This window comes from Dietzia sp. ANT_WB102, assembly GCF_008369165.1.
Classification (GTDB): domain Bacteria; phylum Actinomycetota; class Actinomycetes; order Mycobacteriales; family Mycobacteriaceae; genus Dietzia.
In genome coordinates this window covers 977222-1000347 of sequence record NZ_VOBA01000001.1, presented here as the reverse complement: position 1 = coordinate 1000347, position 23126 = coordinate 977222, and the positions used below count along the sequence as shown (strand labels likewise).

Sequence of the window (23126 nt, the reverse complement as noted above, 5' to 3'; positions counted from 1 at the left end):
TCACCTACAGTCGTCGTCAGACCCTCACGTCGCGTGAGGAACAAAAGCTACCGTAACGGGAGAGTTGTGACCGGGCCAAGCCGGGGCGAGCGGACCATGAAGATCGGCGAGGTCGCCGAGCGCACCGAACTGTCGATCCGCAGCCTGCGGCACTGGGACGAGGTCGGACTGGTGAGTCCGTCCGCCCACTCCCCCGGAGGTTTTCGGCTCTACACCGAGACCGACGTCGAACGGATCCTGCTCATCCGGCGGATGAAACCGCTGGGTTTCAGCCTGGAGCGGATGCGGGAGTTCTGCCGGGCACTCGACGATCGTGCAGCGTCGCGTCCCACCCCGTCAGGTCCCGCCGCGTCCGACGTCATCGCCGAGGTCCGCGCCGAGGCCACCGAGCGTCTCGAGCGGCTCCGCACACATCTGGCGTACGCGGAGGAGTTCGTGGAGATCGTGGAACGGCTGCGCTGAGGCCCCACTCAGGTCGGCGCCGCGGCCAGAGCCGCGGTCACCGCCGCCTTCGCCCACTGCCCCACCCCGACGAGTGTCGCCGACGCCGCACCGCACCAGTTTCCGTAACCGACGAGGAACAGTCCCGGGACATCGGGCACCACGGGGCCACGGGTGACGACCCGCCCACCGCGCCGCGTGAGCAACCCCCGCAGGTGCCCCAACTCCGCGCGGAAACCCGTGCACCAGACCACCGCATCGGCGGTTGCGCACCGGCCGTCGGACCACTCCACCCCGTCGGTGGTGAACCGCTCGAACATCGGCGTCGCCGTCAACAACCCCGCGTCGCGGGCCGCGCGGACCGGCGGCACCGCGACGATGTCCCCCAGGTCAGCAATACCGCCGACGGAGTCACCTACCCCCCGGATAGCGGCGTTGGCGACTCGGAAGAGTTCGCGGCCGTCGACGTCGTCCGGCAGGTAGCGGGGCGGAGCGATGGTGCACCAGGTCAGCTCACCGCCCGAGTATGCGAGAGGCACGGCCAGGTCAGCGGCGATCTGCGCACCCGAGTTCGCCCCGCCCACGACAACGACGCGCTGGCCCTCGAAGTCCGACGGCCCGCGGTAGTCGGCACTGTGCAACTGCCGACCCCGGAAATCGGCGACTCCCGGGTAGGTGGGGACGAACGGGCGCGAGTAGGTGCCGGTCGCGCTGATCACTGCCCGAGCTCGCCACTCACGACCGTCGGTGTCGCGGACGAGAAAGCCCTCGTCGTCGTGATCCTCGCCACCGACCCCACCACCGGCGTCGCCGCCGCCCGCGCGCTCCGACCCCGGGTGCTCCGGTCCCGCGCGCTCCACCGAGACGACCCGCACCCCACGTCGCACGGGCAGCTCGTAGTACTCCTCGTAGCTGCGCAGGTAGTCCACGACGTGTGCGGTGTCCGGGTTGGCGCCGTCCGCGGTCGGAGACATTCGGCGGCCGGGCAGCGACGAGAACTCGGCGGGCGAGAAGAGACGTAGCGACGGCCACGTGTGCGGCCACGCACCGCCGGGGCCGTCGGCCGCGTCGAGAATCTCGAAGTCCGCCCCCGCGCGCCGGAGATAGAAACCGGCGGCGAGGCCGGACTGGCCGCCGCCGATCACCACGACGTCGCGGCGTGTGACGTTGCTGCGGGTCACGTCTCGCTGCGTCACGGGTCTGCTCACAGCGACCGGCCGATGACCTCCTTCATGATCTCGTTGGTGCCGCCGTAGATCCGCATGACGCGGGCGCCGGCGAACTTCTGCGCGATGGGGTACTCCATCATGTAGCCGTAGCCGCCGAACAGCTGGAGGCACCGGTCGACCACGTCGTCGAGCATGTCGGTGGCCTGCAGCTTGGCCATCGATGCGGTGACGGCGTCGAGCTCCCCGGCGATCTCGCGGGAGATGCAGTGGTCGACAAACGTGCGGGTGGCCATGACCTGGGTCTTACAATGCGCCAGCTCGAAACGAGTGTTCTGAAAGTCCAGGATTGGCTTGCCGAACGCCTGCCGCTCCCGGGTGTATTCGAGGGTCTCCACGACGGCGGCCTCGGCCATCGCCAGTGCGTCCACGGCGATGGCGAGGCGCTCGCGCGGCAGCTGGTTCATGAGCTGGTAGAAGCCCTGGCCCTCCTCGCCGCCGAGGAGGTTGGCGGCGGGAACGCGCATGTCGTTGAAGAACAGTTCGGCGGTGTCGGCGCCGTGGCGGCCCATTTTCTCCAGGACGCGGCCACGATTGAAGCCGGGGGTGTCGGCCTCCACGGCGAACAGGGCCATGCCCTTGTGGCCGGCGTCGATGTCGGTCTTGGCCACGACCACCACGAAGTCGGCGGAGCCGCCGTTGGAGATGAAGGTCTTGGAGCCGTTGATGACGTACTCGTCACCGTCACGCTTGGCAGTGGTGCGTACGCCCTGCAGGTCGGAGCCGGCACCGGGCTCGGTCATCGCGATGGCGGAGATCCATTCGCCCGAGCAGAGCTTCGGCAGCCACTCGCGCTTCTGCTCGTCGGCGGCGTAGTTCGCGATGTAGTGCGGGGTGATGGTGGAGCCGACGCCCATGCCGAACGCGGTGTCACCCGAGTAGACCAGTTCCTCAGTGACGAGGTACTCCATGCCAGGGTCGCCACCCTGGCCACCGAACTCCTCGGGCACGTCGAGGCAGATCAGGCCGGCCTCGCCGGTACGCAGCCAGGTCTCGCGGTCGACGTGCTTCTGCGCGGCCCACTTCTCCTGGTTGGGCGTCATCTCCTTGGCGAAGAACGCGCGGGCGTGTTCCCGCAGGAGACGGTGGTCGTCGGTCTCCCAGTCGGGGCGGTAGTCGGGGAACAGTGCGGACACGAGGGGCCTCCAGGGGACGACGACGAGATCGCCGCCAGTTTACGTCCGCAGGTCTCGGGCAAGGCCCCGCGCGCTCGACACCGAAAGGGCCATACTCACGGTATGAGCGAATCCCCGGACCAGCCCGAGAATGCAGCCCTGCCCGACACGCCGGCCCTGCCCGAGTCGTTCCCCACCGACTGGACCCGCTGCCTGGTCCTGGTGGCGCATCCCGATGACCCCGAGTACGGCATGTCCGCGGCAGTGGCCCGCTGGACGGCCGAGGGGCGCAGCGTCGTCTACGTGCTGGCCTCCAGCGGCGAGGCGGGCATCGAGGGGATGGAACCAGCGACCGCCGGGCCGATACGCGAGGAGGAGCAGCGTCGCTCGGCGGCGATAGTCGGAGTGGACACGGTGGAGTTCCTCGGCTTCCCAGACAGTCGGATCGTCAACAACGCCGAACTGCGCGACGCGGTCGCCGACTCGATCCGGCGGCATCGCCCGGACATCGTGGTGTCGTTGTTCTCGGGTCCCGAGTTCGGCCCGGACATGCCCAACCAGAGCGACCACATGGAATTCGGTGAGGCCGTCGGGGTGGCGTACGACGATCTGGTAGCCGCGGTGGGCGTCGACTCGGCCGAGGGACGACCGCAGATGTGGTTCGAGTCAGCGCCCGAGCCCACCCATTACGTGGATGTCGAGGGCTTCGTCGAACCCGCGGTGAAGGCGTTGGCAGAGCACTCCGAGTACTTGTCGGTGCTCGACCCACAGACCCCGGTACTCGACCAATCCCGGGCCCAGGTCGAACGGATGGTCGCCCCCGTCGAGGGACTGGCCGGCGGCCACCCGGTGGTGGGTTTTCGACGAATGCGCCCCTGAGACCGGTTCAGGCCGGCTCGCCCACCGGGTCGAGCGGCGAGGATGAGGCCTCGGACGGCCGCAGACGCGTGACGATCTCGTCCGCCCACTCCGCGTGGGGTGAGTCCATAGCGCCGTCGGCCGGGGAGCCGACATAGGTGAGCCAGAACCGCGCGTCCCCCTCGCCGACCACGGCGGTGTAGACCAGCCCACCGGCCGGAGTCCCTGCGCCCAGCGCCGGGTCCGCCACCACCCGGTACGACAGCGCCCAACCGTCGCCCACGTCGGTGGAGATCTCGTCCATCCGGTGGTCGACCTGCTGGCCGGGGATCGGCAGGAACAACTCCCCCATCCCGATGATCAGGGCGACCGCCGCCCGCTGGTTGTCCGCCTCCTGGGAGGCGACGAAGTCCGGGGTCAGCGCGCCGACGAGCACGATCCCGCCGAGACGGCCCGCGGAGTCGGTCTTGTCCTCGGCGGACTCCGGGACCAGCACGGTGCTGCCGAAGATCACGTCGCCGGACTCGACGCGCCACCCCTCAGGCACCCGCACGATGAGCCCGGCGTCGGGATCGACGTGGTCTACTCCGGCCGCGACCTGGGTCTTGGGCGACAGCGTGCGGATACCCGGGGAGTAGGTCGCCGAGGAGACAATGACCGTCACGACCGCGGCGACCACCGCGAGAACGGCCACCAACGCCACCAGCAGCAGGGCCCGGGTCTTGCCGGCGGACGGGTTCTGGCCTGACATCATCCGTCCAGCGTAGGCGGACGGGACTCGCGCAGCGTGATGTTGACCCTCCCCGGCTCAGCGCCGAGCACCTCGCGACACCACGCCGGAGCGGTGCCGTCGAACACCTTCGGGACACCGTGGAACGCCATCCGCGACGGGCCGCCAAACACCACCAAGTCGCCGGACTCGAGACGCACGTCGGTGTACGGGCGCCCCCGATGCTCGGGCGTGCCGAATCGAAACGTGCACGCATCGCCCAGGCTCAGCGAGACGACGGGCGCCGAACTGGCCTCGTCGCGGTCCTGGTGTAGTCCCATCGTGGATCCACGCCCGTAGAGGTTTACGAGGGCGGTATCCGGGGTATAGGTGATGCCGGGCGTCGCGACCGACGGCTCCACTGCCGCGGCAGCCTCCAGCCCGTTTCGCGCCGCCCGCACCAGCCACTCCGGGACCTGCAGGACCTCCTCGTCGTCGTCGTACCGGTATGGCACCCAGTGCCGCCCCAGGCTGAACGTCCGTACCGACATCCGGCCGCCGCCGGGCAGCACAATCGACCGCGGCGCGCGCACCGCAGCCCAATCCACGCACGCCCGGAGGAGGAATTCTTGCTGCTCTCGGCTCATCCAGTCGGGTACGTGGACGGCACCCGGGCCCAGAACTGTGGGCTCGCGATCGACGCCGAAGAGCGGCTCGGTCACCTCTCGTCGCTCCCCTCTGCAGGCGTCTGGGCGGGGGCCTCCGCCGTCATGGGCGGAGCGATGTCCTCGAGCGACTCGCCCTCCGCATCCACACCGAGGAAGATTTCGGCGATCCCGCCCATCGCCATGATGCCGGCCGCGAGCAGAAAGCCCAGTCCCACCAGGCCGCGGTCGCCACTCTCGATGAAGTTACCGAACAGCAGCGGGCCGATCATGCCACCGACGCCGGTGCCGATCGCGTAGAAGAACGCGATCGCCAGCGCTCGGGTCTCCATGGGAAAGATCTCCGACACCGTGAGGTAGGCGGCCGAGGCCCCCGCGGTGGCGATGAAGAAGGTCAGTGACAGCAGCGCCACGAAGCCCCACAGACCACCGGTCTCACTGATGAATACGAAGTACAGCGGCACGGACACCAGGGCCGCACCCAGGTAGGTACCGGAGATCATCTTCCTGCGTCCGACCTTGTCGAACAGCGGCCCGAGGATCAGTGCACCGAGGAAGTTGACGACCGCGAACAACGCCAGCAGGAGCGGGGCGCGGCCGGCGTCTATCCCGTAGTAACTCTGGTAGAGCGTGCCCAAGTTGAAGGTGATGCCGTTGTAGAGGAATGCCTGGCCGATGAACAGTGCGAGGCACAAGACGGCCCGCTTGGGGTACTTGCCGAAGGCCGTTTTCGCGATTTCGGTAAACGGGATGCTGGCCCGCTGGTGGATGGTGATCTGGTCGTCGCGGCCGACCTCCTCCAACGACTCGTCCTTCTCCTCCTCGACCCCTTCCTCGATGTCGGAGACGATCTCGTCAGCCTCACCCTCGCGGCCGTGAATGAACAGCCACCGGGGACTCTCCGGCACGTGTCGGCGGACAAAGATGATCACCACCCCGAGCACCGCCCCCACGCCCAGCGCGAAGCGCCAGCCCAGGTTCTCGGCGAACATGGCGGAGTTGAGGAAGAAAAGCGAATAGAACGAGCCGAACGTGGCGCCCAGCCAGTAGGTGCCGTTGATGAGGATGTCGACGCGGCCCCGGTAGTTGGCGGGGATCAGTTCGTCGACGGCGGAATTGACCGCGGCGTACTCGCCGCCGATCCCCGCGCCGGTGAAGAATCTGCAGATGAAGAACATCCACGGCGCGATCGACAGCGCGGTGGCGAGCGTGGCGATGCAATACACCACGAGAGTGATGAGGAACAGTTTCTTGCGTCCCCATTTGTCGGTGAGGCGCCCGAAGAACAACGCGCCCAGGCAGGCGCCGAGAATGTAGATCGAGGCGGCCAGACCGATCTGGCTCTCCGTGATGGCCAGGCCACTGCCCGGTTCGACCAGCCGCGCGGCCAGGGACCCGATGAGGGTGACCTCGAGGCCGTCGAGGATCCACACCGTGCCCAGACCGATGATGACCTTCCAGTGGAAACCTGCCCAGGGCAGGCGGTCCATCCGGGCGGGAACTGCCGTGGTGATGGTCCCGAGCTTGCGCTTACCGGACCCGGACGTGGTGTCGGGGGACGCCTCACCCCGGGATCGATGCTCCATGGATCGGTTCTAGCCGAATGTGATACACGTCGCATCCGGTCCGACTCTCGCCAAGTGCGCCCCGCCGGGGCCGATAACGTGCTCGGGGTGATCGACCTATGACCCCCTGTCCCCGTCTCGCGGACGCCGATGCCCTGCCCCTCGCGGCCGACACACTCGCGGCCGCGTTCGCCGACTACCCCTGGACCCGGTACGTCATCCCCGACGACGACTACGCTGAACGCCTACGTGCGCTCCAGTACCTGTACCTGCGGCACGCGCACCAGCACGGGATCGTCGGCGTCACCGATTCCGCAGACGGGGTGATCGCGCTGCTCCCGCCGGACGCCCCCGAGCCCGACGCCGAGACGGTCCGGCAGATCATCGCGCTCCACGGCGACCGGCTGGACCGGCTCGGACAGGGCGAGAGCGGACCACCGGCCGAGGAATCCGAACCCGGGCGGCCCGGGACGTGGCGCCTCGAGACCCTCGGCGTGCACCCGACCCGGCAGGGCAGCGGACTCGGCGGAGCGCTCGTGACGTTCGGGCTCGACACCGCAGCGCAGCGGGGTGCCCGCAACGTCGTGTTGGAGACCTCTGATCCCCGTAACGTACAGCTCTACCAGCGGTACGGGTTCTCGACTGTCGCCTGCTCCGAACGTCCCGACGGACCGAGCGTGTGGAGCATGCGCGCGGTCACCTCTTAGGGCCGCAGCACCGCCCACGCCTGCTCTGCCAACTCCCGGGTCGCGGCCGCCACCACGGTGCCGCCCTCGAGCGGCTGGCCCCCGTCCGTGCCGGTGATCACACCGCCGGCGGCCTCGATGATTGGGATCAGCGCCACGATGTCGTACGAGTTCAGGTCGGCCTCCACGACCAGATCGATGCGCCCCGCGGCGAGCATGCAATAGGCGTAGCAGTCACCGCCGAAGCGCTGCAGTCGAACTCGGCGACCGAGCTCGTCGTAGCGGCGGCGCACCTCGCCGTCGTCCCCGAACATCGACGGGTGCGTGGTGTACAGGATGGCGTCACTCAGCTCCGTGCACCCGGAGGCGTGCAGCTCGATGGCCGCCGGGCCGTCGGCGCGCCGTCGCACGGTGGCGCGCCCGTGGATCGCGGTGAAGGTCTCTCCCAGGATCGGCTGGTCCATCCACCCGGCCACGGCCCGGCCGTTCTCCACCACGCCGATCAGGGTCCCCCACCCCGCCATACCGGTGAGGAACGCCTTGGTGCCGTCGATCGGGTCCAGGTACCAGGTGCGCGCGGCGTCGGCCGGGCCGGTCTCGCCGTTCTCCTCCCCCACCACCCGGTCCCCGGAGGCCATCGACGAGATGCCCGCACGCAGCAGTTCCTCAATGGCGCGGTCGGCCTCGGTGACCGGGTCGTAACCCCTGTCACCGATTCCCTTGTCCGCGGCAGCGAGCGCCTCGAGGTCACCGTAGAAGTGTCGGCGGGCGATGCGGCCAGTGGCGGCCAGAAGCTCGTCGATCCGTTCAGTCAGGTCGGGGTCCAGGGGGCGTTCAGGCCGTGACGTCATACCCCCATGGTGCATCACGGCCCCTCGCTGTCCTGCCGGATCGCGCGTGTCCGCCCTCTACACCCACCGATAAGGTTACGGTGAGCACACCCCACACGGACGGAGCCGAGATGCGATGACCGGTCTGATGGACTTCATATCCACCCGCAGGGTCCAGCTCGCCACGGACTCCTGGCAACACGTCAGCGCCACCGTCCAAGCGGTGCTAATCGCAACACTGCTGTCCGTCGCGCTCGGGGTGGCCGTGTACCGCAGCAGGTCCGGATCCGCGATCGCGACGGGACTGGCCGCCACGGCATTGACCGTGCCCTCGTTCGCCCTGCTCGGTCTCCTCATCCCGATTTTGGGACTGGGCGTACTGCCCACCATGACCGCGCTCGTGATCTACGCGGTGTTGCCGATCCTGCGCAACACCATCGTCGGGCTGGACGCGGTACCCGCCGCCACCGTCGATGCCGCCCGCGGGGTGGGAATGAGCCGGATCGGCGTGCTGGGCCGGGTCGAGATCCCGCTGGCGTGGCCGTCCATCCTCGCCGGGATCCGCATCTCCACCCAGATGTCGATGGGGATCCTCGCGATCGCCGCTTACGCCAAGGGTCCGGGGCTGGGCAACCTCATCTTCGCGGCATTGTCGCGGGTCGGAACGCCCACCGCGCTGCCGATGGCCCTCACCGCGACCGTGCTCATCGTCGTCCTCGCGCTCGTCCTCGACGTACTCCTCATCCTGCTCGGCCGTCTCACCATCAGGGGGAACCAGTGACCACGCCCACCGGACGCAGCAACGGCACGGTCTCCGGAGTGCCGATCGTGCTGGACGACGTCACCAAGGTCTACCCCGGCCAGGAGCGCCCCTCCGTCGATCACGTCTCACTGGAACTGCCCGCGGGCCAGACCACCGTGCTCGTCGGTCCGTCCGGCTGCGGCAAGACCACCACGATGCGGATGATCAACCGACTCATCGAACCCACCTCCGGCACCATCACGATCGACGGCGAGGACAACCGGAAGCTCGACCCCGACACCCTGCGCCGCAGCATCGGATACGCCATCCAGGCCTCCGGGCTGTTCCCGCACATGACGGTCGCGCAGAACGTCGGCACCGTGCCGCGACTGCTCAAGTGGAAGAAGTCAAGGGTCCGTGACCGCGTGGACGAGATGCTCGAACTCGTGGGCCTGGACCCGTCGGACTACCGCGACCGCTACCCCGCGCAACTCTCCGGCGGACAGCAGCAGCGCGTCGGGGTCGCGCGGGCGCTGGCCGCGGACCCGCCGGTGCTGCTCATGGACGAGCCGTTCGGTGCGGTCGACCCCATCACCCGCGCGTCGCTCCAAGACGAGCTGGTGCGGCTGCAGTCCGAGCTGCACAAGACCATCGTCTTTGTCACCCACGACTTCTCCGAGGCGGTCAAGCTCGGGGACCGGATCGCAGTGCTCGGCCCCGGGTCGTCGGTGCTGCAGTTCGACACCCCGGAGGCCATCCTCACCAACCCCGCTGACGAGACGGTGCGCGGGTTCATCGGCGACGACGCCGCACTCAAGACCCTCACCCTGCGGCGCGTGGGGGACGTGAAACTGCACGAGGGGATGACGGCGAGAGCCTCCGAGAGCCCGAGCGATTTCGCGGCCCGGTTGCGTGGGACCAGCGACGAGTGGGCCGTGGTTCTCGATGATGCGGGTCGCCCCCTGCGCTGGGTGCGCGGGGACCGGGTCGCACAGATGCGGGACCTGCACTCGGGCGGACTTCCGGTGTCCGGCACCGTCACCGTCGATTCGTCCCTGCAGGAGGCGCTGGACGGACTGCTGTCCACGGCCAGCGCCACCACCGTGGTCGTGGACCGAGACGGCGGGTACCGGGGCACGATCGGGATCGACGACCTGGTGGACGAATTGCGACGTATCCACCACCGGCACAACGACGACGACGCCTCCGACCGGGAGGTGGCGCCGTGAGCGCTCCCGCAGCCACCACCTCTTCTCCCGGCGTCTCTGCTCGCGAGGGTACGTCCCGCGGGGGTGCCGCCCTCCAGGACTCCGCCCGGCTGTTCGTGCAGCCGCTCCTCATCGTGGCCGCGGCCGTGGGGGTGCTGTGGTGGGCGTTCTCCGGCGACCTGAACGAGACGCAGAAGGCTTCTCTCAACGCCGCCTCCATCACCCAGCGCACGGTCGAGCACGTGCAGATCACCGTGACAGTCGTGGCCATCGTCGTGGCGGTGGGCGTGCCGCTGGGAATCCTGCTCACCCGGCGCCGGACGCGGTTCCTCGCCCCGGTGGCGGTGGGGATCGCCAACATCGGGCAGGCCGCTCCGGCCATCGGTTTGATCGTGCTGCTCTTCCTGGCCACCAATCGGACCGGGTTCTGGATCGGCGTGTTGCCGGTGGCGCTCTACTCCCTGCTGCCGGTGCTGCGGAACACGATCGTGGGGATCCGCAACGTCGACCCAGCACTCATTGACGCCGCGCGCGGGCAGGGGATGTCCGCCGTTCGGGTCCTGCGCAGTATCGAACTACCGTTGGCGGTGCCGTTCATCCTGGCCGGCCTGCGAACCACCCTCGTACTGGCGGTGGGCACGGCCACACTGAGTTTCCTGGTGGACGCCGGCGGGCTCGGTATCTTCATCGACACCGGGTACCGGCTGCAGGACTACACCACGCTCGTGGTCGGCTCGGTCCTGGCAGTCTGCCTGGCCCTGTTCGTGGACTGGCTCGGCGGGGTCGGCGAGGCCCTGTTCAATCCGAAGGGGTTGCGATGACACGCACCAGGCGCCTGATCGCCGCCCTCCTGACCCTCGCGATGGTGGCAACCGGGTGCGGGCTCAACAACGGTGGCTCTGTCCCGTTGTCCGTAGGACCCGGCCCCGAGGGCACCGTCCCAGAACTGAAGGGTGTGAGCATCACGGTCGGAGGCAAGGACTTCACCGAGGGTGTGATCGGCAGCTACCTCGTGGAGTTCCTCCTGGCGGCCGCCGGGATGGACGTGTCCGACATGTCGTCGCTGGCCGGGTCCAACAGTTTCCGCCAGGCGTTGGTGACCGGGCAGGTCGACATCGGTATGGAATACACCGGCACCGCCTGGATGAGCTACCTGGGCAACTCCGAGCCCATCCGCGACCCGCAGGCTCAGTGGGAGGCCGTGCGCGACGCCGACCTCGCCGAGCACGACCTGCGCTGGCTCGCCCCGACCACGGTGGACAACACCTACTCTTTCGCGATGAGCCGCGCCACCGCCGAGGAGACGGGAGTGCGCACCTTCTCCGAGTACGCCGAGTTGACCCGGACCGATCCCCGGTCGGCCACGAGCTGCTTGGAGACCGAGTTCTCGGTCCGTCGCGACGGCTGGCCCGGGCTGGCGGACGCCTACGGGTTCGACGCGGCGGCCGTGCCCACGCCGATCATGCAGCCCGGAATCATCTATCAGGCCACCGCAGTCGGCCGCGAGTGCCGGTTCGGCGAGGTGTACACCACGGACGGCCGCATCAGGGGCCTGGACCTGCTGGTGTTGGAGGACGATCGACGCTTCTTCCCCGTGTACAACCTCGCAACCGTGGTCCGCGGCGACATGCTCGATGCGCATCCGGAGATCGAGGCGGTCCTCGCGCCGCTGGTGGACATCCTCAACAACGACGTGATGGTGGAGATGAACATGCGCGTGGACGTCGATGGCGAGGACCCCGCGCTGGTGGCGAGGGATTTCCTCGTGGATCGCGGGCTGGTGACCGCCGGCTGAGACTGGGGCGGATTCTGCACTGGGCGCCTGTGTGACAGACAATCAGTGACACGCCTCCGGTGACGAGTCGCCGGCGGCCTGTCTCCGGCGAGACTCCTACGAGGAGGAACCCCATGCCCACCAACCCGCTCACCGCGCTACCCCGCGCCGCGTGGCGGTTGCCGCGGATGGCCCCGGACATGTCGAAACTTCCGACCGGCCGGATCGTCACGCTCGACGACGACGTGGTGACCCGGCTGTACGACACCGGCGAGGAGCATCTGCAACCGGTGATCCTGCTGCACGGGATGGTCGCCACCGGGATGCTCAACTGGTATCAGACCTTTCAGCGCCTGCGCGGCGAGTACCGCCTGATCACCTATGACCAGCGTCATCACGGGATGGGCCACACCGGCCCCTTCGGGTTCCAGTCCCTGAGCGAGGACGTGCTCCGGGTCGCCGACCACCTCGAGTTGGAGGCGCCGATCGTGGGCGGCTACTCGATGGGCGGGATCGTCGCCCAGCTCGCCGCACGCCCGGACCCGTCGCGCCTGGGAGGTCTCGTCCTGGCGGCCACGGGCACCGGCGCCGAGCGGAATGCTCTGGAGAAGCTCACCCTGGGAAGCCTCTCGCGGACCAGCCCGCTACTCAACGCCGTGCCGGACAAGGTGGCCCGCGAGATCGGCGAGGAGATTCCGCGTCCGCACGCCTGGGCACTGCGGGAGTTGTCGTCGGTTTCCATGGCCACGCATCGCACCGTCATCAGTGAGGTCGGCCGCTTCAACTCCACCTCATGGCTTCCCGATCTGGACCTGCCCGTGGCGATCGTCAAGACCACTCGCGACATCGCATTCCCGCAGCGGATCCAGGACGAGATGGCCGACCTGCTCCCGCACAGCGCGGTGTTCCCGATCCACGCCGGCCACGCCGTCTGCGCCACTCATCCCGGCGCCTTCGCGCGCCGTATGCGCACGGCGATCGGCTGGGCGGTGTCGAACGCGCGCTAGAGCGCCGAGTACCGCACCGCAGTCACCACGAACACCACCAGCGCTATTGCGCCCAGCACCACGCCCGCCAGTGCGCGACGCGGGTTCGCATCGTCGTTGGTGAGCCAGCCGGTGGGCCAGCGAGCGAGCAGGCCGAACGCGATGGCCATCAGGGCCGCGAGGAACGCGATGATGTTGAGTACCGGCACCCACGAGATCACCAGGGCACCGACGCCCAGCACCAGCGCCCGGGTCCCCAGGTCCATGCCGTCGGACGAGCGCCTGCGTGGCGAGGCGGCGTCGGAGCGGGGGCGCAGCGGCATGAAGCCAGCCTAGTCGCGGGGGCGTCCCCGCTGGTCGTCCAGACGAGCGACCCGCCGGCCCCCGGCGGTCTGCCGGTACGAGGATTCGACGAGTTCGGCCACCTCATCCCAGTCCGGTCCACGGCCGCCACCGTCCACCCCACCGGCCAGCGGCAATGCCAGCCAGCCGGCCGGCCCGTAGTACGCCGGGACGTGGACTCGTTCGTCCTGCTCCAGCGCCGCGCGCTCCCCCGGATCCGGCAGGAACAGCAGTGCCCGCGCCAGGAGGGGATCCGAGTGGTCCCCCTTGACCGAGCCGCCATACACCGCGAACACCTTGGTCGTGTACCAGGTGGGCCGGCCGTGCGAGATCTTCTCGCCGACGTCCGGCAGCGCGAGGCACACTTCCCGCAGACGCGTCAGCAGCGGATCCGCGGCGTCGAACATGATCGGATGGCCCACACGGCCGAGACTACGACCGCCGACCGCATCATCCTGAGCGAACGGCCGGGAAATCCGCCGCGGGCCGGCTCAACCCCCGAACTGCCCCGCGACGAACCCCGCCAGCAGCACCGCGAACCCGCCCATCTCGCCGACGATGAGGGCCACCATGCCGACGTGCAATGCCGAGGAGGGGTGCTCGAACTGATTGGTCGTGTCCTTCAGCGCACCGTGGACGATGTAGCTTCCGATCGCTGCCAGGAAGAAGATCACGAGCACTCCCGCCGCGGTCAGGTTCACCCAGGTCGGCCAGCTGCTCAGCTCGACGAACGCGGCGATGAGCAGCGTCGCGAACGAGTACAGCAGCGAAGCCCGGTGTGCGATGTCGACGTATGGGTGCGCGAAGTGGCTCTCGCTGGTCGCCATCTGGCGGTACTTCCACACCCCCAGCCCCAATGCCAGCAGGAAGATGAGGCCCGCGGCGAGCAGGGTGAGGCGCGTGTCGATGCCGAGTTCAACGGTCGCGGCGACGACGGGCGTGGGGGTCGTATCCATGAGTCCTTTTCCGAAATTTGCTTGACATCAGGGCACTATTTGTATGCTCACGAGACTAGGGCACCGCAGTCACCTGCGCGCTCGTTCACGCTCGATCGACACGGGCTCGATCGACACGGGCGAAATTAACTCGGGGAGGTCTCATGACCGCGCATGTGGTGCACGCTGCGGCCGTGCAGCTGGAGGGCGTGCCGGGACGAGTCGACCTCACGCTGGGCCGACTGGAGCAGATGATCGTCGAGGCGGCCGAGCGGGGGGCGCGACTGATCGCCGTGCCGGAGTTCTGCACGTCACCGGTGCCGATGCGCCCTGAAGTCCATGACGCGGTCCTGCCGCGCGAGAACGTGGCGGTCGAGATGTTCCGTCGTCTCGCCGCGCGTCACCACGTCACCATCGGCGGGTCGATGCTGGTCACCGAGGACGGCGAGGTCTACAACCGCTACCACCTCGTCGAACCCGACGGTCGCGTGCACACCCATGACAAGGACCTCCCGACGATGTGGGAGAACTGCTTCTACACGGGTGGCAGTGACGACGGGGTGTTCGAGACCGGGCTCGGCGGGGTGGGTGCGGCGAGTTGCTGGGAGCTGATCCGCACCCAGACCGTCCGCAGGCTCCGGGGCCGCGTCGGGGTCGCTGTCACCGGTACCCACTGGTGGACGGTCCCGCACAATTGGGGCGGGCTCACCGAGCGCGCTCTCGGGCCGCTCTCGCAGTACAACCGGTACCTGTCGGAGAACGCGCCGGCGGAGTTCGCCCGCCGGTTGGGTGCACCGGTGCTGCAGGCCTCGCACTGCGGGACGCTGCGGACAGACTTCCTGCTGGTGCCGGGATCAGGTGCGTCGGTCCCGTACGACACGGAGTTCGTGGGGGCCACCCAGATCGTCGACGCCTCGGGGACGGTCCTGGCCACCCGGCGCGTCGACGAGGGGCCCGGAATCGTCTACGCGGACGTGACCATCGAGGCCACGGACCCAGTCGCGCCGCTGGAGGACCGGTTCTGGATCCCCGAACTGCCGCTGCTGCTGCGCGGGTACTGGCACCAGCAGAATATCGCGGGCAGGAGTTACTACCGCCGGCGTGGCCGGTCGGCAGGTGTGCGCGCGGCGGGGATCCACGCGATGGCCGCCACCCCGTAGGCCCCGACCGTCACGGAGTGGCTTTCAGGCTGGTGCACTGCGCAGGCCTCCACTCACAGGTGCACGTCGTTGTAGGCGCGTTCGTCCTCGATCGGTTCGAGGTGGGAGGTGATGTGCGAGTTCGGCAGCGCGGCGTGGATCTCCTGCTCCACCGCCTCGACCAGGTCGTGTCCACGTTCGACGCTCCATTGCCCCGGCACGAGTGCGTGGAACTCGACGAAACGCCACTTTCCCGCCCCCCGGCTCCGCAGCTCGTGGAAGTCGACCTGGCCGGGTATGCGGTGGCGTTCGAGCACCTCCTCGATCGCCCGGTTGTCCACGTCGGACAGGGTGGCGTCCATCAGACCCATGCCCGAGTCGTGCACCAGGCGATAGCCGATGAACAGGATGTTCAACCCCACGCCGATCGCCACGATCGGGTCGAGTACCTGCCAGCCGGTGACCCATGCCAGCGCCAGTCCGACGACGACGCCGACCGAGGTGATGACGTCCGTGATGAGGTGCTTGCCGTCGGCCTTCAGGGTGGGTGACCGGTGACGGGTCCCCGCCCGCACCAGCGCCACCCCCACCACGCCGTTGATGACGGCTGCGACCACCGAGATGGCCAGGCCCAGGCCGAGTGCCTCCAGCGGTGCGGGGTTGATCAGCCGCTCGACGCTGACCACCAGGATGAACGCCGCGGCCACGAAGATCATCGCGCCCTCGACCCCTGCGGAGAAGTACTCCGCCTTGGAGTGCCCGTACTGGTGGTCGTCGTCGGCCGGGCGCTCCGCGACGGTCACGGCGCCGACCGCGATCACCGCCGCCACGAGGTTGACCACGGACTCCGCTGCGTCGGAGAGCAGACCGACCGAGCCGGTGACCCACCAGGACGCGACCTTGATGACGATCGTCACGATTGCAGTCGCCACGGACAGCCACGCGAACTTTTTCAGAGTCGACACGTCTCGTAAGACTAGTCCGCCCTTCGTAGTTCCCCTGCCTGTCGCCCGTTGTCGGTAGTGTCGGAGCTATGCATGTGGGACTGATCTGGCTCGGGGCAGCAGTGTTGCTCGCCGCCGGAGAGGCGGCCGGGGGCGAGTTGTTCATGCTCATGCTCGCCGCTGGTGCCCTCGGCGGGTCGGGCGCCGCCTTCCTCGGCGCACCGATCTGGGGCCAGGCCCTCGCATTCGCCCTCGTCTCTCTCTTCCTCATCGTCGGGGTCCGCCCCGTCGCCCGTCGGCGTCTGCTCGCCGCGATGCCGGAGCACGACACCAACACCGCCGCGCTCACCGGACGCAACGGCACCGTGGTCGAGGCGATCGGCGCGGCGGGCGGACTCGTCGAGATCGCCGGCGACACCTGGACCGCGCGTCCGCTCATCGATGGAGAAACGTTCGAGACCGGGGACAGGGTCCTCGTGCACCAGATCGAGGGCGCGACGGCCATCGTTGTGCGCGGTCTCTGAGTAACAGCCGACACGCACGACACACGTACGCACGACACAACCGGAGGAAACCATGGGTGGATTAATCTTCCTGGCCGTCATCGTCGTCTTGATCGTCTCGGTGGTGATGAGTTCGGTCAAACTCATCCCCCAGGCGGAGGCCGCGGTCATCGAGCGACTCGGCCGCTACCAGCGCACGGTGAGCGGCCAGCTCGCGCTCATCATCCCCTTCATCGACCGCGTGCGCGCCAAGGTCGATCTGCGTGAGCGGGTTGTGACCTTCCCCCCGCAGTCGATGATCACCGAGGACAACCTCACCCTGAGCATCGACACGGTGGTCTACTTCCAGGTCACCGACCCGAAGTCGGCGGTCTACGAGATCAACAACTACATCATCGCGGTCGAACAGCTCGCCACCACGACACTGCGCAACGTGGTCGGCGGACTCACTCTCGAGCAGACCCTGACCAGTCGCGACATGATCAACAAGCAGCTGCGCGGCGTCCTCGACTCCGAGACGGGTCGCTGGGGCCTGCGTGTCGCACGGGTCGAACTGCGGTCGATCGATCCGCCGCCCTCCATCCAGGAGTCGATGGAGAAGCAGATGAAGGCGGACCGCGAGAAGCGAGCCACCATCCTCACCGCAGAGGGGCACCGCGAGGCGGCGATCACCACCGCGCAGGGCGCCAAGCAGGCCGCGATCCTCGACGCCGAGGGCAACAAGCAGGCCTCGATCCTCAACGCCGAGGCCGACCGGCAGTCGCGCATGCTGCGCGCCCAGGGTGAGCGGGCCGCCCGCTACCTGGTGGCCGAGGGGCAGGCCGCCGCGATCGCCCGAGTCAACGCCGCCATCAAGTCGTCCAAACCCACGCCCGAGATGCTGGCCTACCAGTACGTGCAGAACCTGCCGGAAATGGCGAAGGGCGACGCAGCCACGATGTGGATGATCCCCTCTCAGTTCGGCGATTCGCTGGAGACCTTCGCGAAGGCCGTCGCCAAGAAGGACGACGACGGAGTGTTCCGGTACGAGCCGGCCGAAACCGAATTCGATGCGGAACTGCCCTCGGCCCCGGAACATTGGTTCGACACTTCCACCGACCCGGAGATCGCACGATCTGTGGCCGCGGCCGAGGCGGCGGCCAAGGGCGCGTCCTCGATATCGGACGAGGAGCCACGCAAGTCCGAGCCCAAGCCCGATGTGTTCGACATGGTGCCGGCGTCGGAGGGCGGTATAGCCCCCGACAACCCCTCGCAGGACGTGCAGGGCCGGGATACCCCCGCGATCGGTGGGGTGCAGGCCCCCGCGCCCGGCCAGCCGGCCGGGTTCGATCAGGGCGCCGACCAGCGGTCGGGCCAGGGCGCCTACCCCGTCGACGGTGACGGCCAGCCCCAGCGGTAACCCCCGGACCGGTGCCGTTCCGGGCCGCCGCCTCGACCAATCGCCGTAACATGCAGGCGTGACTCGTAACAGTGGCCGTGGTGGCGACCGTACGCCCGACGCCGAAGACGTGCGGTTGATCGAGACGGCGTCGGCGGTGCTCTCCAAGCGGGGCATCAAGGGCACGAGTACCGACGACATCGCCCGAGCGGCCGGTGTCACGCGGGTGACGCTCTACCGTCGGCTCGGGCCGCGTGACGACATCCTGCGCGCGATCTACGGCCACGAGACGCAGCGGCTGATGCGGACTGTCAACGCGAGGTACACACCGTTCGAATCCCTACAGTGGGACCCGGTGAAGCACATCGAGGACCTGCTGGTCGGCACCGTGTTCGACATCCGGCAGAGTGAGCTTTTACGTCGGTTCATTGAGGACGACAAAGTCGAGGCCATGGCGCTGCTCGCGGGTCAGTCCGACACCGTCCTGGACCCGATCACGGAAATGCTCGCGCAGTTCGTCCGCAGCACGTGGAACGCGGACGTGCACACGCGGCAGATGGACAACGATGAGTGCGACATCTTGTCCCGCGAGGTCGCCAGTGTCGTCGGCCGCTTCCTGCACTCCCTGGTCGTTATGCCGGACGGTCCGCCCGTGGTGGACACGGAGGAGCGGATTCGCGCGCTGGCCCGTCGGGTGCTCGTGCCGATGATCCTGCAGCGCTGACCCTTCGGCGCGGAACCCGGACCGGTTACAGGGCCGCGGGCAATTCCTCGGCGCCGAGTTCGTGGGCCAGCGCGGTCCCGAGGTCGGGGAGACGGAAACTGTGGGACGCGTCGGTGAGCGCCCTCGGCAGGATCCGCTGGTCCGCCAGGGCGAGCTCGTCGGAGCCCCTCCCGCCCAGCACGAGCGCCGGCGCCCACCCGGGGACGGGGACGACCGTCGGGCGTCGGAGGACCGACCCGAGGACACGGGTGAATTCCGAATTGGTGACCGGTTCCGGGGCGGTGGCGTTGACCGGTCCCGACAACGCGGGGTCCACGATCGCCCGGAGGTAGATGTCGGTGAGGTCGTCCAGCGAGATCCACGACATCCACTGCTGGCCAGAGCCGAGTCGTCCGCCGAGCCCGGTTCGGGTGATGGCGGCCAACGGGGGGAGCATCCCTCCGGCTCCGGACAACACGATTCCGGTGCGGACGGTCACCACCCGGGCCCCGGCGAGCCGGGCGGGTTCGCAGTCACGTTCCCAGTCGGCGACGATATCGGCGACCGGCCCGGTGCCGGGGTCGGAGTCCTCCACCAGGTGCTCGTCACCGCGATCAGCGCCGTAATAGCCGATCGCCGAAGCGGACACGAGGGTGGTGGCGCCGTCCCGCGCAGCGACGAGTTCGGCGAGACGGCGGGTGGGGCCCACGCGGCTGTCGCGGACGAGCGCGAGGTGCCGGTCGGTGAAGCGACCCGCAATGGGGGCGCCCGCGAGGTGCACCAGGACGTCGACGCCCTCGAGCAGATCGGCAGCTGGCTCGGAGGTATCCCAGTGGCGCTCATCGGGGCCGCGAGCGTCGCCGCGGACGAGCCGGATGACCCGGTGTCCGGCGATCCCGAGCAGCGCGGTGAGGGCGGTGCCGACCAGGCCTGACGCGCCGGTGACGGCGACGGTCAGGGGCTGGCTGCCGTAACGGGCGACGCTGTCGAGGTCGGCGGCCATCTGCCGATACCGGTAGGCGAACACCGGCGCGAGCAGTCGGCCGGGCACCCGGGCGTCGACCCGGTCGCCGAGCAGGGCGTTGCCGTCGGGACCGGCTGTCACCGTGTGGGTGTGAACCCAGCCGGTCGCCGCGGCGTACGGCTGAGACACGCAGCGGTCGACGAACCGCTCCCCCTCGACGAATCCGGCGGGGTCGTGCTGCGCACGCCAGCGGGGACCGAACCGCACCCCCAGGGGCCCGGGCAGCGCGGTCCGTGGTTCGAGGACCGCGACTCCGTCACGCAGCGAGTCCGCCTCGGCGACCGGCCGCAGCGGCATGAACGGCGGGGAGAGCCGGAGGAAAGCCCCCGGTGAGGCGAAGTATTGCCACGCCTCGCCGGGGGTCGCCGGGATCCTGCAGCTGAGATCGATACTCATCGGGTCCTCATCACGGGAGTAGGCAGAGCGGGGTGACGTCTGTGCGGCCACCTGCCATCGGGACGGTCAGGAAAGCGCACGACCACCATCCGCGGTTCTCGATCACGCTGCGCACGGTGGCCCAGCGCTCGGCATCGAGCGCGGGCTCCCGGCTGAGTACGAACCCGGAGGATCGCGCGGGGTCACCGACAATGGCCAGCGAGTAGTCGTCGGCCAGGTAGGTGATCCGGTAGTTGGTGGGGCCGTTCTCGTCCTGGAACGGCACCATCGGGAAATTGACCCGCAACGAGGCGTTGGTGGCGGAGTCGCGGACCTTGGCCTCGCCCTCGATCGTCGAGTCCGAACTGATGGCGGAACCACACGTGTTGCGCACCGAGACGGTGCCGGGCGCCGTGATCGCGTACTCGGCTGTGGTGTCGTTGGTGCACTGCAGCGTGTACGGCTGCGGGATCGCGGCGACCTGGAACCACTTGCCCGAGTACTTTCCCAGGTTGACGGATTCGACCTGGGTCAGCTCGGGTCCCCCGAGGGAGCCCACGGCGACGCCGGCGGGCAGGAGCTGCGATGAGCCGCCTCCGAGACGGCCCCCGTCGGTGAGGTCCTGCGCGCTGGCCACGGGGGCCGCGCCCAAGCCTGCAGCAATGAGCGGTGCGATGGACAGGGCGGTCACTAGGCCCCGCAGCCGGGTGCGGGAGTGGCCGGGGCGGGGGCGTGTGCCGAGCCTTCGGCCGGGGCGGGCGGGGGTACTCATGCGTGGGTCTCCTCGGTGATGGCGGCGACGCCGCGGCTGGTCTTGTTGCGCGGGTTGCCCGGCCACCACACCTTGTCCCCCACGAGGGTGAACAGGGCGGGTACGACCAGCGTGCGCACGATGAAGGTGTCAAGCAGGACGCCCAGGGCGACGATCACGCCGACCTGGGTGAGGACGATGAGCGGCAGGACGCCGAGCACCACGAACACGGCGGCGAGCACGATGCCGGCGGAGGTGATGACGCCGCCCGTCAGCGCGACGGCCCGGACCATCGCCTCCCGGGTGGCGTGGGTGGCGGCCTCCTCCCGGGCTCGGATGGTGAGGAAGATCGAGTAGTCCACGCCCAGCGCCACGAGGAACAGGAAGCTGTACAGCGGCACGGACACGTCCAGTCCCGGGAAGCCCAGGATGTGGGTGGTGACGAAGGTGCCGAGCCCGAGCGCCGCCAGCGATGACAGCACGGTCGCCGTTATCACCAGCAGTGGGGCGACGATCGCCCGCAGGACCAGTACCAGCACGACGAACACCACGAGCAGGATGAGCGGCGCGATGAGGGTGAGGTCACGAAGGTTGCCTTCGGACGTGTCGACGGTCTCGGCCACCGGCCCGCCGACGATCGCCTCGCCCCCGGGGACCGCGTGGACGACATCGCGTAGTGCGCGCACGCTGTCCTCGGACCTGTTCGTCGCGGGGGCGGCGTCGAGGACCACGGTGACGCGGCTCCAGCCGGTGCCGGAGTCGCCGGCCGGCTGGGCTGAGACGACGCCCTCGACGTCCTTGACAGCGTCGACGACCTCCGCTTCGGTGCCGGTGCGGGTGAGCACGATGACCGGGTCGGTGACGCCGGCCGGGTAGTGCTCGGCGGCGGTCTCCAGCCCGGCTGCCGCCTCGGACGCGGTACGGAACTGCTCGGTCTGGCTCAGCCCGATGCGGGTGCCGATGAGGCCGAGTGAGAGCACGGCCAGGAGTAGGACACACGAGACGAGGATCGTTACGGGACGTTTGACGACACGAGCGGCGATGCGGCCCCACACGCCCGGCGGAACATCCTCGTCGAAACCCTCGGGGGTCGCGGGCGCGGACCCGTCGGCGTGCGTGCCAGCACCCTCATCCGGGCGCGGGACGAACGGCCAGAACAGGCCGCGCCCGCACACGGCCAGCGCTGCAGGGAGGGCCACGAGCGCGTAAACCAGTGCGACGAGCAGTCCCACCGCCGCGGAGGCGCCGAGTGAGCGATAGCTGGGCAGGGTCGCCAGCAGCAGGGTGAGCAGTGCGAGGACGACTGTGACGTTACTGGCGAGGATTGCCGGAACGGCCCCCCTGTAAGCGGCACGCAGGGCTGAGCGGCGGTCTGGGGTCTTGCGCAGTTCTTCGCGGTATCGGGAGACCAACAGCAGGGCGTAGTTGGTACCGGCGCCAAAGACGAGGACGGAAACGATGCCGGAGGTGGAGGCGTCGACGGTGATGCCGAAGACCTCGCCGACCCGGGAGACGAGCAGCGCCGCGACGCGGTCTGCGACGCCGATGGTGATGAGAGGCACGAGCCACAGCACTGGCGAACGGTAGGTGATGATGAGCAGCACAGCGACGACCAGGGCCGTAGCTGCCAGCAGACGGAAGTCGGCGCCCTCGAACGCGGCGGCGGTGTCGGCCGCGAACCCCGGCCCACCGGTGAGCTGGGCGGTCACGCCGTCATCGAGACCGTCCGCGACGGCGACGCGCATGCCCTCGACGAGGTCGCGTCCCGCGCCGCCGGAGAGGAGCTGGGCGTCGACGGGCACCAGCATGAGGGCGGCGGCGCCGTCCTCGGACGGGATCGGGCCCTGGGCCGGGGCGCCGACGACTTCGGACATGCGCTCGCCTGCGCCGATGGCCGCGGCGATACCGGCGGGGCCCAGCTCGCCGCCGTCCGCGCGGGACACGACGAGGACTGCCGGGACCGAACCGGAATCGGGGAACTCGCGCTGGATCTGGGAGACGAGCGCGGCCTCGGAGTCGTCGGGGAGCGTCTGCGGCCCCTCCGACGAGCTCTCCGACGAGGCGAAGGCGAACACCGCGCCACTCACGAGGACGACGACCGCGAGCATCAGCCACGCGGAGAGCTTGCCGGTGAGGATGCCCACCCACCCGTTGGCCAGCCCGGGCGCGCCCGGCGCCTCTGATTTACCTGCGGCTAAGCGCTCATCCGTCATCGACTGCCCTGTCT

Annotated in this window: 25 protein-coding genes; 12 read left to right on the top strand and 13 right to left on the bottom strand. The window is 69.1% G+C overall.

The genetic code is table 11. The features are described from left to right. Positions 1-96: 96 nt before the first annotated feature. Positions 97-462: a MerR family transcriptional regulator gene (locus tag FQ137_RS04595; RefSeq protein WP_149292652.1), complete on the top strand. Its 366-nt coding sequence runs from the start codon at positions 97-99 to the stop codon at positions 460-462. 8 nt (positions 463-470) lie between these two features. Here FQ137_RS04595 and FQ137_RS04590 read toward each other — a convergent pair whose 3' ends face one another. Beyond that, positions 471-1649, bottom strand: a complete 1179-nt coding sequence (locus FQ137_RS04590) for an ArsO family NAD(P)H-dependent flavin-containing monooxygenase (protein ID WP_255583618.1) — start codon at positions 1647-1649, stop codon at positions 471-473. After that, complete coding sequence (locus FQ137_RS04585) at positions 1646-2803, bottom strand: acyl-CoA dehydrogenase family protein (RefSeq protein WP_149291338.1); 1158 nt, start codon at positions 2801-2803, stop codon at positions 1646-1648. Before FQ137_RS04585 ends, FQ137_RS04590 begins: the two co-directional genes overlap by 4 nt. A gap of 102 nt (positions 2804-2905) precedes the next feature. On the opposite strand from FQ137_RS04585, the gene FQ137_RS04580 reads away from it, so the two are divergent. Next, positions 2906-3661 (top strand): PIG-L deacetylase family protein, encoded by a 756-nt coding sequence (locus tag FQ137_RS04580; protein WP_149291337.1) that lies wholly within the window; start codon positions 2906-2908, stop codon positions 3659-3661. Between the two features lie 7 nt (positions 3662-3668). Here the strand turns inward: FQ137_RS04580 and FQ137_RS04575 are convergent, their stop codons facing one another. From FQ137_RS04575 to FQ137_RS04565, 3 genes are read right to left on the bottom strand one after another with little or no spacing between them, the layout of a single operon-like run. Next, a complete protein-coding gene (locus FQ137_RS04575; RefSeq protein ID WP_255583616.1) occupies positions 3669-4394 on the bottom strand; it encodes an alanine and proline-rich secreted protein Apa in 726 nt (241 codons plus the stop codon). Continuing rightward, positions 4391-5071 carry an alpha-ketoglutarate-dependent dioxygenase AlkB gene (locus tag FQ137_RS04570; RefSeq protein WP_149291336.1) on the bottom strand — a complete coding sequence of 227 codons (681 nt, stop codon included), beginning with the start codon at positions 5069-5071 and terminating at the stop codon, positions 4391-4393. Before FQ137_RS04570 ends, FQ137_RS04575 begins: the two co-directional genes overlap by 4 nt. Next, a complete protein-coding gene (locus FQ137_RS04565; RefSeq protein WP_370452309.1) occupies positions 5068-6600 on the bottom strand; it encodes an MFS transporter in 1533 nt (510 codons plus the stop codon). Before FQ137_RS04565 ends, FQ137_RS04570 begins: the two co-directional genes overlap by 4 nt. Positions 6601-6698: 98 nt before the next feature. On the opposite strand from FQ137_RS04565, the gene FQ137_RS04560 reads away from it, so the two are divergent. Continuing rightward, positions 6699-7286 carry a GNAT family N-acetyltransferase gene (locus tag FQ137_RS04560; protein ID WP_149291335.1) on the top strand — a complete coding sequence of 196 codons (588 nt, stop codon included), beginning with the start codon at positions 6699-6701 and terminating at the stop codon, positions 7284-7286. Here FQ137_RS04560 and FQ137_RS04555 read toward each other — a convergent pair. Continuing rightward, complete coding sequence (locus FQ137_RS04555) at positions 7283-8116, bottom strand: inositol monophosphatase family protein (protein ID WP_149291334.1); 834 nt, start codon at positions 8114-8116, stop codon at positions 7283-7285. The two genes, FQ137_RS04560 and FQ137_RS04555, sit on opposite strands and share 4 nt — an antisense overlap. Before the next feature lie 115 nt (positions 8117-8231). Here FQ137_RS04555 and FQ137_RS04550 point away from each other — a divergent pair, with 115 nt between their 5' ends. From FQ137_RS04550 to FQ137_RS04530, 5 genes are all read left to right on the top strand, one after another. Continuing rightward, positions 8232-8876, top strand: a complete 645-nt coding sequence (locus FQ137_RS04550; protein ID WP_149291333.1) for an ABC transporter permease — start codon at positions 8232-8234, stop codon at positions 8874-8876. Then, positions 8873-10066 carry an ABC transporter ATP-binding protein gene (locus tag FQ137_RS04545; protein ID WP_149291332.1) on the top strand — a complete coding sequence of 398 codons (1194 nt, stop codon included), beginning with the start codon at positions 8873-8875 and terminating at the stop codon, positions 10064-10066. The genes FQ137_RS04550 and FQ137_RS04545 overlap by 4 nt, the downstream gene beginning before the upstream one ends. After that, positions 10063-10866 carry an ABC transporter permease gene (locus tag FQ137_RS04540; RefSeq protein WP_370452308.1) on the top strand — a complete coding sequence of 268 codons (804 nt, stop codon included), beginning with the start codon at positions 10063-10065 and terminating at the stop codon, positions 10864-10866. Before FQ137_RS04545 ends, FQ137_RS04540 begins: the two co-directional genes overlap by 4 nt. Further along, positions 10863-11840, top strand: a complete 978-nt coding sequence (locus FQ137_RS04535) for a glycine betaine ABC transporter substrate-binding protein (RefSeq protein ID WP_149291331.1) — start codon at positions 10863-10865, stop codon at positions 11838-11840. Before FQ137_RS04540 ends, FQ137_RS04535 begins: the two co-directional genes overlap by 4 nt. Before the next feature lie 113 nt (positions 11841-11953). Then, entirely contained in the window at positions 11954-12826 is an 873-nt protein-coding gene (locus FQ137_RS04530; RefSeq protein ID WP_149291330.1) for an alpha/beta fold hydrolase, read from the top strand. Here the strand turns inward: FQ137_RS04530 and FQ137_RS04525 are convergent. The 3 genes from FQ137_RS04525 to FQ137_RS04515 all read right to left on the bottom strand — a co-directional run bounded on the left by FQ137_RS04525 (position 12823) and on the right by FQ137_RS04515 (position 14103). Continuing rightward, positions 12823-13128, bottom strand: a complete 306-nt coding sequence (locus FQ137_RS04525) for a hypothetical protein (protein WP_149291329.1) — start codon at positions 13126-13128, stop codon at positions 12823-12825. The genes FQ137_RS04530 and FQ137_RS04525 overlap by 4 nt on opposite strands. 9 nt (positions 13129-13137) lie before the next feature. Beyond that, complete coding sequence (locus FQ137_RS04520) at positions 13138-13569, bottom strand: MmcQ/YjbR family DNA-binding protein (protein ID WP_149291328.1); 432 nt, start codon at positions 13567-13569, stop codon at positions 13138-13140. A gap of 69 nt (positions 13570-13638) precedes the next feature. After that, entirely contained in the window at positions 13639-14103 is a 465-nt protein-coding gene (locus FQ137_RS04515; RefSeq protein WP_149291327.1) for a hypothetical protein, read from the bottom strand. Positions 14104-14246: 143 nt separating this feature from the next. Here FQ137_RS04515 and FQ137_RS04510 point away from each other — a divergent pair, with 143 nt between their 5' ends. Next, on the top strand, positions 14247-15242 hold the full coding sequence (locus FQ137_RS04510; protein ID WP_255583610.1) for a carbon-nitrogen hydrolase family protein: 996 nt from the start codon (positions 14247-14249) through the stop codon (positions 15240-15242). A gap of 53 nt (positions 15243-15295) precedes the next feature. Here the strand turns inward: FQ137_RS04510 and FQ137_RS04505 are convergent, their stop codons facing one another. After that, complete coding sequence (locus tag FQ137_RS04505) at positions 15296-16186, bottom strand: cation diffusion facilitator family transporter (RefSeq protein WP_149291326.1); 891 nt, start codon at positions 16184-16186, stop codon at positions 15296-15298. Positions 16187-16254: 68 nt separating this feature from the next. Here FQ137_RS04505 and FQ137_RS04500 point away from each other — a divergent pair, with 68 nt between their 5' ends. From FQ137_RS04500 to FQ137_RS04490, 3 genes are read left to right on the top strand one after another with little or no spacing between them, the layout of a single operon-like run. Next, positions 16255-16689: an NfeD family protein gene (locus FQ137_RS04500; protein WP_149291325.1), complete on the top strand. Its 435-nt coding sequence runs from the start codon at positions 16255-16257 to the stop codon at positions 16687-16689. Between the two features lie 52 nt (positions 16690-16741). Beyond that, entirely contained in the window at positions 16742-18067 is a 1326-nt protein-coding gene (locus tag FQ137_RS04495; RefSeq protein WP_149291324.1) for an SPFH domain-containing protein, read from the top strand. A gap of 58 nt (positions 18068-18125) precedes the next feature. Beyond that, the gene (locus tag FQ137_RS04490) at positions 18126-18770 is read left to right on the top strand and encodes a TetR/AcrR family transcriptional regulator (RefSeq protein ID WP_149291323.1); all 645 of its coding nucleotides are present in this window, start codon (positions 18126-18128) and stop codon (positions 18768-18770) included. 25 nt (positions 18771-18795) lie between these two features. On the opposite strand, the gene FQ137_RS04485 is transcribed toward FQ137_RS04490, so the two are convergent. Genes FQ137_RS04485 through FQ137_RS04475 form a run of 3 tightly spaced genes read right to left on the bottom strand, consistent with a single transcriptional unit; the run spans position 18796 to position 23112 of the window. Then, positions 18796-20169 (bottom strand): TIGR01777 family oxidoreductase, encoded by a 1374-nt coding sequence (locus FQ137_RS04485; protein WP_149291322.1) that lies wholly within the window; start codon positions 20167-20169, stop codon positions 18796-18798. 10 nt (positions 20170-20179) lie between these two features. Further along, entirely contained in the window at positions 20180-20920 is a 741-nt protein-coding gene (locus FQ137_RS04480) for a lipocalin family protein (RefSeq protein ID WP_149291321.1), read from the bottom strand. Beyond that, a complete protein-coding gene (locus tag FQ137_RS04475) occupies positions 20917-23112 on the bottom strand; it encodes an MMPL family transporter (RefSeq protein ID WP_149291320.1) in 2196 nt (731 codons plus the stop codon). Before FQ137_RS04475 ends, FQ137_RS04480 begins: the two co-directional genes overlap by 4 nt. Positions 23113-23126: the final 14 nt, after the last annotated feature.

Bases quoted from the DNA above. Each gene is read 5' to 3' on its own strand.
- FQ137_RS04595 (WP_149292652.1), top strand. From the start codon at position 97: ATGAAGATCGGCGAGGTCGCCGAGCGCACCGAACTGTCGATCCGCAGC.
- FQ137_RS04580 (WP_149291337.1), top strand. From the start codon at position 2,906: ATGAGCGAATCCCCGGACCAGCCCGAGAATGCAGCCCTGCCCGACACG.
- FQ137_RS04575 (WP_255583616.1), bottom strand. From the start codon at position 4,394: ATGATGTCAGGCCAGAACCCGTCCGCCGGCAAGACCCGGGCCCTGCTG.
- FQ137_RS04565 (WP_370452309.1), bottom strand. From the start codon at position 6,600: ATGGAGCATCGATCCCGGGGTGAGGCGTCCCCCGACACCACGTCCGGG.
- FQ137_RS04560 (WP_149291335.1), top strand. From the start codon at position 6,699: ATGACCCCCTGTCCCCGTCTCGCGGACGCCGATGCCCTGCCCCTCGCG.
- FQ137_RS04555 (WP_149291334.1), bottom strand. From the start codon at position 8,116: ATGACGTCACGGCCTGAACGCCCCCTGGACCCCGACCTGACTGAACGG.
- FQ137_RS04550 (WP_149291333.1), top strand. From the start codon at position 8,232: ATGACCGGTCTGATGGACTTCATATCCACCCGCAGGGTCCAGCTCGCC.
- FQ137_RS04535 (WP_149291331.1), top strand. From the start codon at position 10,863: ATGACACGCACCAGGCGCCTGATCGCCGCCCTCCTGACCCTCGCGATG.
- FQ137_RS04530 (WP_149291330.1), top strand. From the start codon at position 11,954: ATGCCCACCAACCCGCTCACCGCGCTACCCCGCGCCGCGTGGCGGTTG.
- FQ137_RS04525 (WP_149291329.1), bottom strand. From the start codon at position 13,128: ATGCCGCTGCGCCCCCGCTCCGACGCCGCCTCGCCACGCAGGCGCTCG.
- FQ137_RS04515 (WP_149291327.1), bottom strand. From the start codon at position 14,103: ATGGATACGACCCCCACGCCCGTCGTCGCCGCGACCGTTGAACTCGGC.
- FQ137_RS04510 (WP_255583610.1), top strand. From the start codon at position 14,247: ATGACCGCGCATGTGGTGCACGCTGCGGCCGTGCAGCTGGAGGGCGTG.
- FQ137_RS04500 (WP_149291325.1), top strand. From the start codon at position 16,255: ATGCATGTGGGACTGATCTGGCTCGGGGCAGCAGTGTTGCTCGCCGCC.
- FQ137_RS04495 (WP_149291324.1), top strand. From the start codon at position 16,742: ATGGGTGGATTAATCTTCCTGGCCGTCATCGTCGTCTTGATCGTCTCG.
- FQ137_RS04485 (WP_149291322.1), bottom strand. From the start codon at position 20,169: ATGAGTATCGATCTCAGCTGCAGGATCCCGGCGACCCCCGGCGAGGCG.
- FQ137_RS04480 (WP_149291321.1), bottom strand. From the start codon at position 20,920: ATGAGTACCCCCGCCCGCCCCGGCCGAAGGCTCGGCACACGCCCCCGC.
- FQ137_RS04475 (WP_149291320.1), bottom strand. From the start codon at position 23,112: ATGACGGATGAGCGCTTAGCCGCAGGTAAATCAGAGGCGCCGGGCGCG.